This is a genomic window from Limnobacter sp. UBA3528 (assembly GCF_002377005.1).
Taxonomy (GTDB): domain Bacteria; phylum Pseudomonadota; class Gammaproteobacteria; order Burkholderiales; family Burkholderiaceae_B; genus Limnobacter.
On the sequence record NZ_DFOZ01000050.1, the window covers coordinates 1 to 14,315 of the forward strand.

The following is a 14,315-nucleotide window of genomic DNA, read 5'->3' on the forward strand; positions in this document are numbered from 1 at the left end:
TGTAGTTGATCATGATGTCTTTTTGCGCCACACCTTTGGACTTCAGGTAGGCTTCAAGAATCTTGTTGGTGGTGCGTGGGTAAACGTAGTCAGTGCCGGCCAAAACCCAACGCTTCACGCCTAGGTCCTTCATTAGGTAATCCACTGCGGGAATAGCTTGCTGGTTGGGAGCGGCGCCTGTGTAGAAAACATTCTTGGACGATTCCTCGCCTTCATACTGCACAGGGTAAAACAAAAGACCATTGAGTTCTTCAACAACAGGCAACACCGATTTACGGGAAACCGAGGTCCAGCAACCAAATATCACATCCACCTTGTTTTTGGTCAGCAATTCGCGCGTCTTTTCTGCAAACAAAGGCCAATTTGACGCGGGGTCAACCACCACTGCCTCCAGTTTTTTACCCAGCAACCCCCCTTTTTTGTTTTGCTCCTCAACCATCATCAGCACGGTGTCTTTCAGGGTAGTTTCTGAAATCGCCATGGTGCCGGAAAGTGAATGAAGCACGCCCACCTTGATGGTGTCTGCGGCTTGTGCCAAGGTGGCTACGGTGCTGCTTGCAGCCAGTGCAAGCCCCAAGGCCAGAATCTTTAATTTCATGGTATGAACCCTCAAATAGGATGAACGGATACGACATTCCTATTTTTGGGCAGCCCGATGCGTTGCGGTATGGGCGAATTGACGCAATCGACTACGTCATTTGACGTAGTTCTTTCTCCAGCAAGCGCAAGGCAATGCCTGCGGCGGCCGTACGGTTTTCCACACCCAGCTTGGGGAACACCTGTTCAAGGTGTTTGTTCACTGTGCGGGGGCTCATGCCAAGAATTTCCGCGACCTCACGATTGGTTTTGCCATTGGCGATCCAGTAAAGCACCTCGGATTCTCGTTCGGTCAACCCAAGCTCCTGCTTCAACAAAGCAGCATTATTGACTCGCAGGCTTGTAGAACCCTCATCGAAAAGTCGAATCAGGCACTGCCCATTGGGCTCACGACCAAGCATTCGCAAACCGACAGGACATGCCAAACCATGCAGGTGCAATTGCATTTGACTGTCGGGAGACTGCGAAATCCAGTGCCGCAATTGCGCTGCAAGCTGAGTGCGTTGCCATTCCATGTCAGCATTGGCCCGGCTTAACAAAGTATGGGTTTGTGGTGTGGCCCAGGTAATCTGGCCCAGCACATTCACGGTCATCAGATGTTGACCAGCATGATCCAATGCAGCCTGTGCGGTGTTACTAACCCTGGCATTGCGCAAGTGGACCTTGATTCGCGCCAGCAATTCGACAGGTTGAACAGGCTTGACAAGGTAATCCACACCACCCACCTCCAAACCCCGAACAATGTCATGCGTATCGTTCAAACCCGTCATGAAAATCACGGGAATGCTGTTCAGTGTTGGATCGGCCTTCAACATCTTGCAGGCCTCGAATCCATCCAGGCTTGGCATGACGCCATCCATCAGGATTACATCGGGCCGAATACGGCTCGCAATCATCAGGGCCTGCTTGCCGTCCAAGGCCAGCAGCACATCCATGCCAGACGACTCAAGCGTGTCATTGATCAGGGTGAGTGTGTCCGGTGAATCATCGACCACCAGGACCACATCACGGCGTTGCTGTTCATTCATGATGCATCCAATTGCTCAGCAAGTTTTTGGAACTGAAAGGTTCTTGCCTGCTCTTTCAATTTGCTCAAGGCAGGAGCAGGAAGTACCTGTGCCAGCTCAATTTTATCCAGCACCTCTTGCACGCCTTTTCGGTAACCCATTTCAGCGCAGACCTTTAGTTCAATCAGCAAGGGATGTGCGGGAAATACGAAATCAGGGCTGCTCCCTGATATTGATTGTTGATTGGCCAAGAGCGGTATTTGCTGGTTGTGCTGTTCATTGATCCATTCCAGTTTCAGGTGATGAGCCAGTTTGTCCAACAACTTCTGATTGTCCACCGGCTTGACCAGATAGTCATCGTAAAGGCTTTTTTCTTCAGGTGCTCTGTGGTGCTCGCGCGCATCCGCTGACAACATCAACACCGGGGCATTCAGCTTTCGCCGCTTCAGTTCGGCGGCCAATTCAAGACCATCCATCACGGGCATATTCACGTCAAGTAGGAATAAATCCACTGTGCGAAGCTCAATTTCCTGATCCAACAAGTCCAGACAAAACTGTCCGTTAGGCGCCTCCAACACGACAAACCCCAGCGGAATCAGCAAATCAGAAAGAAAACCACGCAAGATAGCATCGTCATCCACCAACACAATTGTTCTTCGCGGGCCTGCATAGCCCAAAATGCGCCGGGGCAGATCTGCGGCAAGCTCGGATCGCTGAACCCATGGCAGCATCAAGCTGACGGCGAATCGACTGCCCAGCCCCTCAGTGCTGTCCACTTTCAGGTCGCCACCCATAATGTCAGTCAGCAAGCGAACAATGGTGAGGCCCAACCCAGTGCCAGGCATGTTGGCGGTGTGTGTAGTTCGCACACGCTCAAAAGGTTGAAAAATACGATCCATGTGTTCCGGGGCAATTCCCACGCCGGTGTCTGTGATCGAAAACTCGGCCACCTGGTTTCTGTAACGTACTTCAAACTGCACTTTTCCATGTTCGGTGTACTTCACAGCATTTGACAACAGATTGATTAGAATCTGCCGTAGCCTTTTTTCATCTGTGCTGACACACTCGGGCAATGTGTCCACTACACGGCATTCAAACATCACCCCTTTTTGCAAAGCCTGCAATTCAAACATGGTGGCCAGCTGGGCAATCAATTCGCGTATGCGGACCTGATTCTTGTTCAGCATCAGTCGACCCGCTTCAATTTTTGAAATATCCAGCAAACCCTCGATCAAGTCTGTAAGGTACTGCCCACTGCGCTCAATAATGGCCAGACCTTCCTGGTGCCGCGGCGGTGTGTCTGCCTTGTTAGCCAACAACTGCGCGTATCCCATAATGGATTGCAACGGTGTTCGCAATTCGTGGCTGATTCCACTTAAATACCGACTTTTCGCGTCATTGGAGCGTTCTGCCAATTCCTTGGCAGCCTGAAGTGCACGATCGGTTTCTTTGTGCGCTTCAATTTCTTTCACCAGTTTTCGGGTTTGTCGATTCGACTCAGTTTGAGCCACGAGTCGGCTTTCATGCGCAAGAATAAACAACCACGAAACCACACCCGACACAATCAGCAGAATGAAATACATCATCAATATGGCTTGGGAAAGTAATGCGGATTCTGATGCATTTTCGGGCTTTAACTGTTGAAAAACCAGCGACAGTACCGCAGCATTCACCAGAGCGAGCAAGCCCCACAAGCCCGTGAACCTGCCCAGGCGTGAATTTATTTTTCTTACCCAACGCGGCGACAAGAACATCGATAAAAACTCGATAACCTGGTCGCTTAATCGTGCTTTGGGCTTGCAACTGTCCAGGCAACGTGAATCGAGTGAGCAGCACAAGGAGCAAATTGGATTCTCGTAGGCAGTACAGAACGCCATGTCCTCACGTTCAAATTCGTTCTCGCAAATCACGCATTTCAAGGTCAAGCGGCGATAATTTCCCTTGGACTCGAGATGCAGATTTATTTTCTCTTCTATAATCGGAATTAGCTGATGCGATTGCCGAGCCAGGTAATACTTGCTCCCTGTTAATAAAGCCAGCACGGGAACTGCAACAAAACACACACCCAGCGCTACAAAATGAGAAAGTGTTGCCAATACCGGGCCAAACACACCGAGATAACACAGCAGGCCCAGCACACTGGCCAGTACCATCGAGCCTACGCCCACTGGATTGACATCGTACAAATGTGCACGCTTGAACTCAACGTATGAGGGGCTCAAACCCAGAGGCTTGTTGATCAGCAAGTCTGCGGCCAGTGAACCCAGCCAACTGACAGCAACAATTGCAAAAATACCGAGAATCGCCTCGAGTGCCTGGTAAATGCCAAGCTCCATAAGGATCAGCGCGATGGCCACATTGAAAACCAACCACACGACACGACCCGGGTGACTGTGGGTAACTCGCGAAAAAAAATTGGACCACGCTATGGAACCGGCGTAGGCATTGGTCAGGTTGATTTTCATTTGGCACACCACAACCATCAAGCCTGCTAACACCAGTGCAACAGAAGGCGACTGAGTAAGGTAGGTGAATACACGTTGATACATGTATGTAGGGTCACTGGCCTGAGCAAAGCTGCCGCCAGCCTGAATGGCAAGGTAGGCCAAAAAGGAACCCAGCAACATTTTCAGCAAACCCATGAATACCCAGCCCGGCCCCGACACTATCAGCCAGAACCACCACTGTCTCGCATTGTTTTTGGTTTTTTCAGGCATGAATCGCAAGTAATCTACCTGCTCACCTATTTGGGCAACCAGAGCGAACAACACAGAAGCTGCAGCGCCAAACAACAGCACATTGAAGCTTCCAGCCTCTGGCAAATCGACCGGTGTGTAGCTGGCCCAGTCTGGCAACTGCCGGAACTCTGCAATCACCACCACAAGTAGCGCAGCCAGCTGCAGCACAAGCCAAACCGGCTGAGTACCCACCTGGAACTTGCTAATGGCGGTTATTCCATGAGTAACAATCGGTAACACGGCTACAGCCGCCAGAAAGTACCCAAGAGGTAAAGGTATTCCGAACAAAGCTTGCAAGGCAGATGCAAGAATGGCAGCCTCAATCGCAAAAAAGATGAATGTAAACGAGGCGTAGATCAGCGATGTGATGGTCGAACCCATATACCCGAAACCAGCGCCACGGGTCAGCAGGTCAATGTCCAAACCATGTTTGGCCGAGTAATAAGTGATAGGAAACCCAGTAATGAAAAAAAGCAGGCACACTACCAACATAGCCGCCACCGCATTCACGAAACCGTAGTTCAAGGTAATTGATGCCGCAATACCTTCCAGCGCCAGAAATGCAGTGGCACCCAGCGCTGTGTGACCCACCGTACGAATGGACATGTGTCGCCCCTTGCGGGCAGTAAAACGCAAGGCGTAGTCTTCCAGTGTTTGGTCAGCCACCCACTTGTTGTAGTGGCGGCGAACCTTGAACACCCTTTGGGATGCAGTCATGGGCTAACAAACGGGCTGATTGGCATGTGCAAGCGCGACGCACCACGAAGGTGCGCGCACTACCTTTTAGCCTATTCAAGCAAACCCCATACCAAAGAGCAGCACATGTTACAAATTAACGTGCCAGTATCTGAGCTGGCATGGGAGCCAAAGGCGCTGCCCGTGAACTGCTGCTGGGTTGAACAGGCATACCGTGCAAGGTGACTGAATCAACCTGGTTTTTGAATCGCGGCGTGGGCAAACGTGTGGGCTCATCATTTGCAAAACTCACCATTTGCACACCCAGTACATCGGGTGCATTGTCTTGCAGCTTGTTTTGCCACCAGCATTCAAATACGGCTTTGTCTTGCTCCAACTGCACAATACCGTAGCCATGTTCCACCCATTCCATGAATTGAACATGCTTGTTGCCCAGCATGGTGGCGGTTTCAATGGCGCGGCTAGCGGCCACATGAACAGCAAATGGACTTCCGGGCAAGGCGTTGGCTACGATTTCATCCGCCCCACCCCGTCCCATTGAAGAGGGTGCAAATTCGACTGCGGCTGAAGCTGCGCGCAAGTTAATACCAGGCAAATTGGCCGTTGCAGCCCGCTGAAAACCGGCCGCAATATTTTCTGGAGAGGTTCCCTGCCTCAAAGTGGGCACAGGTGGGGCAACCTGGTAATCATTCAACAATGCGGTTTGATCGTCCTCAACTACATCAGAAATCCAGTTGCCATGCATGTCTCCGGAGACAAACACAGTGCCATTCACGGCGGGCGTTTCTCCACCACCGCGCAATTGCGAAATCAACAAATTCCGTTCGGTGTTGTAATCGTTCCAGCGCACAGGCAATGGCAGCACTGGCGAGCCCACCACATTGGGCACCACCCAAGGCGCGATCCAGGTTTGGTTGTTCAGCACTTTCCACACCACTCCGTCGGCCTCGTCTTGGCGCAGTTGTGAAAGCAGCCAGTCAAATTGAGGTTTTCCAAACAAGGTGGGTGCGCCTTCTGGCAAATGGGAAGCATCAGCCTCCAAGCCATAACCAGGCAAATAACTTTGCGTGTCCAAGGCACGAATACTGGCCAGCGGACCGTAGTTCAAACTGCGGTACACCAGTAAAGGATCAACTGGTGCGGGGTATTCCGTGTCGGGATAAAAAATGAATTCGCCACTGCCATCGGCTTTGACCGGGCGGGACGGTGTCCATTCCCAAAAAGCGCGTGTGGTGTCTAGCAAGGTACAAGTTGACTCAACACCCTCGGGCAAGGTGGTGGGCAATTCATTGCCAAAGCCTGGGTCGATGTCGTGGTTGTCCCAGGTAATAAACCAAGGGTGTTGCTGGTGCGCGGCCATCAAGTTTGGATCTGAACGAAACAGCGCATAGCGCCTTCTACATTCGTCGATGTTCAACCAGTCGCGATAATCCACATACGCGGTGTCTTCAATGTCGCGTCGGGCGCGTACCTGTTCATCTTCATCCACAAAATCGTAAATGTAGTCGCCGCAATGAATGACCAAATCCAGGTCTTCACGTTTTGCAATTGCACCGTAACCACTCCAGGTACTGGACCAATAGCTGGAGCAGGACACCACGGCCAAGCGAATGGCTGAAACCATGTCTGCGGGTGCAGTGCGCGTGCGCCCTACAATGCTGCTGTGTGGGCCAGTTCTGAATTGATAGTAGTAGGTGGTGGCGGGTTGCAAACCCTGTGCGTCTACTTTCAAGGTGTGGTCATGCTCTGCCACCACGCGCTGTGTGCCTTGGCGCACTACATTTTGCATGTCGGCAGTGGTGCTCACCAGCCAGCGCACCTGCACACCTTGTGGCGGGTATTCGGGCAAGGTAATTCGTGTCCACAAAATAACGCGGTCGGCCAAGGGGTCGCCACTGGCCACCCCGTGTGCAAACGGCATGGCCAACACCATGGGGAAATCAAAACCCGCAGGTTCGAACCCTGGCTGTGGCAAGGCCTGCTCGAATTCATTGCTGGCAATTGGCGCGCCAGTGCCCGGATCAGAAGGCCCCACGGGTCCAGTCGGGTTGCTGGTCACCAGCGAATCGTCGCCCCCGCCGCAGCCTACCAAAGTGCTTGCCGCCATCACTTTCAACACATCCCGCCGCTTCATCCTGCCACCTTTGCTCTGTTCCTCTAGCTTGTACTGCCCAAAGCCCGGAAAGGATTGAAAATACAAAAGAGCAGGCTTACTAGATGACTCGTTTTGATTCTGAAATATGTCAAAAGCGTGGCTAGTCACACTGAGTGCTTTACCCAAACCGTGTGCCCGGTTGCGCAGTATCAAATGGTGCCGCTTTCTACATTTCTACAGGTTTCGCCATGCATCATCCAGCCATTCCCTCATTCAAACGCCGCGCCTTGTTGCGGGCCATGTTTCTTGGTGCTGGTGCTTCGGCCCTGCCATTCTTGAGTGCATGCGGTTCAGATTCCGATGCATCACTAGCCACGGCCACACCCACAGGGCCCAATGAAACCGGGAACCCGCCTGTGATCAACCCGCCGAGTCTTGGGCCTTTGGCCATGGAATTGCCCCTGCAAGCCGGGCCTTTGGCTGGCATTGGCGAATTGGTGGCCACGGGTGTAGACAATATTTTTGCGCCAGCTGGTTTTACCGTACGCCCAGTGGCCAGGCATTTGAGCAACCCTGTGTTGGGTATTCCCGATTTACTGGGATTGACCGGTTACAACTGGCATATGTTTCCGGATGGTGGTGCAGTCTTCCCGACCGAAGATGGCGGTTGGGTGTATGTCTCGAACAGCGAAACCGAAGCACCACAAGGTGGCGTGGGCGCGCTTAGGTTCAATTCACAAGGCGACATTGAATCAGCCTATCGAATTTTGACCGGAACAGCTCGCAATTGTGCAGGCGGAGCAACGCCATGGGGAACCTGGCTTAGCTGCGAAGAAACGCAAACCGGCGTAACCTGGGAATGTGACCCCTTGGGCAGCACGGCAACTGCGCGCGCATTGCCAGCGCTCGGTGTGTTCAATCACGAGGCTGTTGCCGTAGACATGGCCACCAAAACCTTGTTCCTGACTGAAGACGCGGGCGACGGCCGCTTGTACCGTTTTGTGTCGGAGGGCGAGCTACGCCCGGCAGTCAATGGGCAAATGGGCTTGAACATGGAGCAAGGCAAGCTGCAAGTTCTGGAAATTGTTGGTTTTGAAGCCGGCGCTTATCAGGAAGACATTGCCGTGGCCCAACGTGTTCACCGTGTGAAGTGGGTCGATGCGCTTGAACCAGAAAACCCGCAGGCTCAAGTGCGTACACGCACCGCCGCAGCCGGTCTTCCGGTTCCGGGCACCGTGTTCAGGGGGGGTGAAGGCATCTGGATTCAAGAATTCCCGCAGGGCGAAGCACCTGCAGTGAGCGGCGTGGCCAAGCCGATGCGCGCTGTGGTGTTCTTCGCCTGCAAGGGCGACAACCGGGTTTACGCACTGGATATCGACAATGATTTGATTGAGGTGGTCTTCGACAATAGCCAACTGGCTGAAGGCACCGGCTTTGACGACGTTGACAATCTGGTCATCAGCCCGGCTGGCGATGTCATCGTGGCCGAAGATGGCGATGCCATGCGCTTGATGGTGATGATTCCCAACAAGCCCGCAAAAATTCTGCTTCAAATTACCGGTGGTGGCAGTGAACTGGCTGGCCCCGCCTTCTCACCGGATGGCTCACGGCTTTACTTCAGCAACCAGCGCGGCCCCAACCTGCCAGCTTTGCCCGGCCTGCCCAACTTACCGGGCACTGGGGCCACCTATGAACTGTTGATACCGGAAGAATTCCGAACCGCGGTTGATTCCGCTGTGTCGCCCACCTGACACAAGCTGAAGGAACACTCAAAAATATCGGGCTGGCTTGCAAGGACAGTGTAAGCCAAGCCCCGAATGATGCAGACAATACCAAACACAATGATTATTTCGAAGTATGCTTTGGTAAGCATGTATCAATACTAAAAATAGAAGGTTCAACTTGGCCAAACCTGTCCGCAAGTCCAAAGGCAAAGAAGTCACACCCATTAGCGAAGGCGCAAAACTGGTTGATCAGTATTTTGACCACGTGGGTGAAGCTTTTCTTCGCCACGCCCCTGAAATAGACCCTGAAAAGCTGAAAGACTGGCGCCCGAAACTGTTCAGCTTCACCCGCTTGAACCCTTGGTACGGCGGCTTGGTGGGCGTGCACCGCAAGCGGATTGGTGTGGGCAAGGACAAACTGGTGTGGCTTGAAATCGGCAGTGAAAACAGCCCTGCGCTGCTGTTGATGCATGGTTTTGCTGCTGCAAAAGAGCACTGGTTGCCCTTGCTTCCTTTTTTCGCAGGTCAATTTCGTATTTTGATTCCTGACCTTCCTGGTTGGGGTGAAAGCGGTTTTAATCCGGACCGCAATTATGGCCTTGAAGACCAAACAGAACGCCTGCACGACTGGCTGACAGAAATTGGCGTTCACAAAGTGAACGTGGTGGGCAACTCGATGGGTGGCGCACTGGCGGGTCTGTTGGCCGCCCGCTTTCCGGAAATGGTCACCAGCCTGGTATTGATGGATGCGCTGGGCCTGCCTGGCACAGAGGAAACCGACTTCATTCGCGAAGTTCTTCGCGGCAAGAATCGCTTGGTTCCACGCGCCCCGATGGATGTCATGAAGTTGACAGACCTGGTATTTCACAATCGAGCCCTGGCCGCATCTGCGGCGTTTTTCTCTGCCACCGAATTGATTCATCGCAAAGATGTGAATGGCTTTCTGTTTCAGGAAATGCTGAGCCGCCGCCCCGACTACACCAAAGCCTCGTTTGAAGACATTTCAGCGCCCACGCTGGTGATGTGGGGTAAGCAGGACGATGTGCTGCACATCAGTTGCGCTTACGAATTCGAGCGACTGATCAAACGCGCGGAAATGTGTCTGTTTGACGGTGTAGGCCACCTGCCAATGATCGAGACGCCCTACCCCTGTGCACAAGCCATCAAGGAATTTGTGCTCAGAAATCTTTAATTGGATATTTCCCTGTAGGATGTTCGCTGTAAATTGCCTTATTTGTAGCATTTTGCTACAATCAGGGCATTGCACAGTGCATCCCACCGAGGAAATATGCCATGACCAAAGCCTCTTCACCCATTCGTATTCAATCTGACTTGATGAGCAATGCCACCGTGCTGGGCAAGCTCAACCACCGCAGCGCAGCAGAACAAATCGAATACTGGGCCAGCATTGGGCAAAAAGTTGAAAGTGTGCTGGATCCGGAAACGCTGCTGCAAATCAAGGCCGGCTTGTTACGGGTCAAGCTGGAACAGGTGAACGCACCGCCTGTCAGCGCCGATTGGGTGTTTGGCAACCTGGATATGAAACGCACCACTGGTGAATTGAAAGAAGAAGTAAGCCAGAACAAAGTACGTTATCAGGCCAGCAGTACACACCCTGGCCTGCTTGAACAAATCGATGCCAAAGGCAAAACCCGAATCGGTCAGTTTGAAAACGGCCAATTCAAGCCAGTCAAACTGGCATGAAGCAACTGTGGCTGCTGGTGGGTGGCAACGGGGCGGGTAAATCGACCTTTTACCGCACCCAGTTAAAGCCCTTGGGCATGCCGTTTGTCAATGCAGATGACATTGCCCGCGATGTGTTTCCCCAAGCCCCCGAGGAACACAGCTATGAAGCCGCAAAAATTGCCGAAAACCTGCGCAATAGCCTGCTGGAACAAGGCAAAAACTTCTGCTTTGAAACCGTGTTTTCACACCCCAGCAAAATCGATTTTGTCGCCAAAGCCAAAGCCTTGGGCTACCAAGTGGTGATGGTGTTTGTTCACCTCGAACAAAGCAGCCTGAACAAAGCTCGGGTGCATCAACGCATTGAAACCGGCGGGCATGCCGTACCCGACGATAAAATCGAAACGCGAATTCCACGAACTGTGGACAATGTGTTGAATGCCTTGCCTCTGTGCGATGATGTGTGGGTACTCGACAACTCCAGTGCACAAGACCCCTACAGAAAAATACTGCGAATTCAGGGTGGCGACCTGCAGGCATTCGTTCAACCGCTGCCCGATTGGGCCAGTCGCTTCAAAACACACTGAACGAACGGCATTTCGATGAGTCTTAAACAGATCAATTGAACTTTATTGAGTGACGCGAATTCGTGATGAAAACGGCAATTCGACCCCGAACCTGCTTGCTGATGGCCTGTGTGGCTGTATTGGCCGCATGCAGTGCAATCAAACTGGGTTACAACAACTCGGCAAGTTTTGCGCACACCTACCTCACCAGCAAAGTTGATTTTGATTCTGAACAATCCGCGTTTCTAAAAACAAGCCTGAACGAAATTGTGGAGTGGCATCGCAACGCTGAACTTCCAGTGCTTGCCGGCGAATTGCAAGCGGCCCGCCAGGCTTTGGCCGCCCGCAATGGCGTGGTTACCCCCGTGAATGCAAATCAGGTGCAGGCACTGAACCTGGCGATCAGGGCATCGCTTCGGCGCACCGCCAATGAAGCCGCACCCGTGATCGCGAAAAACATGCTGGGTTTGTGGCCCAATCAAATTTCTGACATTCAAAAAGCGCTCGACAAATCGAATGTGGAATACCGTGAAGAACGATTGATGCAAAGCGCCGATCAGCGAGTGCGCGAGTCGGCTGAACGCATGACCGAGCGGTTCGAACGCTGGCTGGGCACATTAACTCCGGTTCAAATCAAACAAATTGAAGCCTGGGCCAGGGCGGAAACCCACAGGGCCGAGTCTCGTTATGAAAAACGGCTTGAGCGACAGCAACAATTCATGGTCTTGGTGAACAAAGCCGCCAACCGCCAAATTGATCAGGCCACATTAAGCCAGGAAATTGCCCGCTTGCTCAATGCCTGGCAAAGCCCCGTCAGTGCCGCTGAAAAACAGGAAAGCGAACAACGGCAAAAGGCAACCATTGGATTGATTGTTAATGTGCTTAATTCGGCCACTGCCGAGCAACGCAACAATGCAGCTGACCGGGCTGCAGGTTGGGCCAAAGATTTCCAGATTTTGACCAGCAACAATTAGCTCACAATTGAATCCATAGGTACTTTACCGAAGTAATAGTTCATCGTGCTCAATACACCTATGGACCATTACCGTGCCTTTTACTGTGCCCCTTGCCCCTCAAAAGAAGCTGATCGCCTTAACTTTCACTGCATTGCTGGTTGCTTGCGGCAGCGAAGACTCCGTAGTTTCCAATAACCCGGGAACAGGTACACCGGTGACTCCACAAGAGACAGCCCAGTGCAACGAACAGTCCTGGTTTGCGGGTGTCACCGAGATTTGTAACGGGGTGCTGGTTTACCGCGATTATGTGTATGACGACTATGGTGCTGACACGGGCTTGCTGTCACCCAGCCCTGCCTTGCTGAACCTGGCGAGCCGTGGCGGGCAGTTGGGCAACCCTTTGGCCAACACCCCAGGTTTGTTGTCGCCCACGGCAGGCGATTCACGCTACCCCGCCGGCGCAGCGAGCACTGCCGACCTGATCGAACTCCGCTTGAGCCGCCAAGGCAACACCTACAGTGCAAGTTTTGAGATGAATGCCCTGTACGAAGCGGGCCAAACCATTGCAGCGATTGCGGTGGACACAGACAACAACCCGGCAACAGGCACAGAAACCCTGATGGGACTGACGGTGCGAGGTGCCGACGCGGTGTATGAATTCAACACAGGAAACCCAGACAGCAACCTGATCACAGGCACCTTCCCTGCACCTGCAAGCAATCCGTTCAAAATGTGGGCAGTCACTGCACAAAGCAACGGCGAAGTCATGAACGTGGCATTCCGAGGTGCAGACGAAGAAGCCGACGCGCAAGGTACTGTGCCCTCGCAGGTATTGCCCAACAAAGGCGATTGGTGGGAGGACAAACAGGCGGCCGCCTTGGGGGCAGGCGACATCAGTCAGTTTTTCGCTGTGGTGGACAGCCGCAAATTGACACCAGGCACCACAGAAAAGGCCGTAGTGGATGCAGGTTTCAGACAACGGGTTTACACCTCGAAATACACGGCGCCCAATTCCACGGGTGAAGGCATGGTGCTGCAGGCCGAATCATCCAGCCCGGAGACAAACAGCCGCTTCTGTGGGCAGTACTTTCACTTCGTGGGCAAGTATCAGCCTTACGGGGTGTACATTCCAAAAAACGGCAACTTTGACGACCAGCGCAGCCTGCAAATGATTATGCATGGCTGCGAAGCCAACCATGCCAGCCAGATCAATCAGCCGGGCATGCAGGCCCAATTTGGTGACGCCCTGGACCGGGTGTTGATTTCGCCATTGGGGCGCGGTCCTTATGGGTTTTACTCCGGCTTGTCGGAACGCGATGCGCTTGACGTGCTCGACGATGCCTTGAACACGTTCAACATTGATGAGGACCGGATACTGGTGGGCGGTTATTCCATGGGAGGCTATGGTTCCACCCGCCTGGCTGCGCTGTACCCAGACCGCTTTGCGGGTTTGAGCAACTGGGTAGGCTTCACCGGCAGTATTTTGAACACTCCCTTGATTGGCGATGTGCTGATTCAAGGTGAAGAGGCACTGACCAGCGCCCTGCCCTTTGCCTTGCCAGTGAGCAGCACAATTGGCGGCGTGGGCAACATCAGCAATTACCTGGGTAATTTGCGTCACATTCCTGGTACTCATTCGTATGGTGCACTCGATGAGTTGGTGCAGGTGAACACCGGGCTTGACTGGGCACTGAAACTGAGCCAAACCGATGGCGTGCTGTACGAGTTTTACATGCACTTGGTGGCAGAACACTTAACCTTGATTGCGCTGGACGAATGGAGCAAAGAGGCAGAATTCACACGCAACTTGAAGCGCGTAAAAAACCCGGGCCGAATTACCTTCAAAACCAATGAAGCATTTGCCTATCCTGAGTATGAGATCAAGCATGACAAAGCTTATTGGCTAAGCCAAATCAAAGGCCGTGCGGAAGGTGACATTGCGATGGATGTTGAAAGCTTTGCCTGCGCACGCAGCACCAGCAACTTTGAAAACGGGCAAACCGCAGGCAATGGCCCTGTGCCCTTTATTCAAACATTCCGCAGGCTTGTGGGCATACCTGTACAGGCTGCCAGCGAGAACCGGTTGACAGCGAACCTGCGCAATGTGGCCTCGATGAGAATTGACACCACTGCAAGTTGCCTGCAAAACGGAGCCGCTTACACCGTGGTGTCCGACGGCCCCGTGGTGCTTAATTTCAGCAACGGCAAAGTATTGAATTTGCCGGCGGGCACCAGCACAGGGAATCTTTAAAC

The 14,315-nt window shown here is 52.9% G+C and carries 10 protein-coding genes; 6 read left to right on the forward strand and 4 right to left on the reverse strand.

Annotation, left to right across the window (positions count from 1 at the left end):
- The 4 genes from B4N58_RS13590 to B4N58_RS13605 all read right to left on the reverse strand — a co-directional run.
- Positions 1–598 (reverse strand): transporter substrate-binding protein (locus B4N58_RS13590; protein ID WP_291750351.1); only part of this gene is annotated, 598 nt, incomplete at its 3' end.
- Between the two features lie 91 nt (positions 599–689).
- Entirely contained in the window at positions 690–1,625 is a 936-nt protein-coding gene (locus B4N58_RS13595; protein ID WP_291750353.1) for a DNA-binding response regulator, read from the reverse strand.
- Positions 1,622–5,059: a hybrid sensor histidine kinase/response regulator gene (locus B4N58_RS13600; RefSeq protein ID WP_291750355.1), complete on the reverse strand. Its 3,438-nt coding sequence runs from the start codon at positions 5,057–5,059 to the stop codon at positions 1,622–1,624. Before B4N58_RS13600 ends, B4N58_RS13595 begins: the two co-directional genes overlap by 4 nt.
- A gap of 115 nt (positions 5,060–5,174) precedes the next feature.
- Entirely contained in the window at positions 5,175–7,172 is a 1,998-nt protein-coding gene (locus tag B4N58_RS13605; protein ID WP_291750357.1) for an alkaline phosphatase D family protein, read from the reverse strand.
- A 209-nt stretch (positions 7,173–7,381) separates the two neighbouring features.
- Between B4N58_RS13605 and B4N58_RS13610 the strand changes: the two genes are divergently transcribed.
- The 6 genes from B4N58_RS13610 to B4N58_RS13635 all read left to right on the forward strand — a co-directional run bounded on the left by B4N58_RS13610 (position 7,382) and on the right by B4N58_RS13635 (position 14,313).
- A complete protein-coding gene (locus B4N58_RS13610; RefSeq protein WP_291750358.1) occupies positions 7,382–8,884 on the forward strand; it encodes an alkaline phosphatase PhoX in 1,503 nt (500 codons plus the stop codon).
- A 151-nt stretch (positions 8,885–9,035) separates the two neighbouring features.
- On the forward strand, positions 9,036–10,049 hold the full coding sequence (locus B4N58_RS13615) for an alpha/beta fold hydrolase (protein WP_291750361.1): 1,014 nt from the start codon (positions 9,036–9,038) through the stop codon (positions 10,047–10,049).
- Positions 10,050–10,150: 101 nt separating this feature from the next.
- Positions 10,151–10,561 (forward strand): TA system antitoxin ParD family protein, encoded by a 411-nt coding sequence (locus B4N58_RS13620; RefSeq protein WP_008250962.1) that lies wholly within the window; start codon positions 10,151–10,153, stop codon positions 10,559–10,561.
- Positions 10,558–11,127 carry an AAA family ATPase gene (locus B4N58_RS13625; protein WP_008250963.1) on the forward strand — a complete coding sequence of 190 codons (570 nt, stop codon included), beginning with the start codon at positions 10,558–10,560 and terminating at the stop codon, positions 11,125–11,127. Before B4N58_RS13620 ends, B4N58_RS13625 begins: the two co-directional genes overlap by 4 nt.
- Positions 11,128–11,192: 65 nt before the next feature.
- Positions 11,193–12,080 carry a DUF6279 family lipoprotein gene (locus tag B4N58_RS13630; RefSeq protein ID WP_291750365.1) on the forward strand — a complete coding sequence of 296 codons (888 nt, stop codon included), beginning with the start codon at positions 11,193–11,195 and terminating at the stop codon, positions 12,078–12,080.
- A 73-nt stretch (positions 12,081–12,153) separates the two neighbouring features.
- Positions 12,154–14,313, forward strand: a complete 2,160-nt coding sequence (locus B4N58_RS13635) for a hypothetical protein (RefSeq protein ID WP_291750367.1) — start codon at positions 12,154–12,156, stop codon at positions 14,311–14,313.
- Positions 14,314–14,315 lie beyond the last annotated feature (2 nt).

Excerpts from the sequence above, each read along its gene's own strand:
- B4N58_RS13595 (WP_291750353.1), bottom strand. The coding sequence starts at position 1,625 with ATGAATGAACAGCAACGCCGTGATGTGGTCCTGGTGGTCGATGATTCA.
- B4N58_RS13600 (WP_291750355.1), bottom strand. The coding sequence starts at position 5,059 with ATGACTGCATCCCAAAGGGTGTTCAAGGTTCGCCGCCACTACAACAAG.
- B4N58_RS13605 (WP_291750357.1), bottom strand. The coding sequence starts at position 7,172 with ATGAAGCGGCGGGATGTGTTGAAAGTGATGGCGGCAAGCACTTTGGTA.
- B4N58_RS13610 (WP_291750358.1), top strand. The coding sequence starts at position 7,382 with ATGCATCATCCAGCCATTCCCTCATTCAAACGCCGCGCCTTGTTGCGG.
- B4N58_RS13620 (WP_008250962.1), top strand. The coding sequence starts at position 10,151 with ATGACCAAAGCCTCTTCACCCATTCGTATTCAATCTGACTTGATGAGC.
- B4N58_RS13625 (WP_008250963.1), top strand. The coding sequence starts at position 10,558 with ATGAAGCAACTGTGGCTGCTGGTGGGTGGCAACGGGGCGGGTAAATCG.
- B4N58_RS13630 (WP_291750365.1), top strand. The coding sequence starts at position 11,193 with ATGAAAACGGCAATTCGACCCCGAACCTGCTTGCTGATGGCCTGTGTG.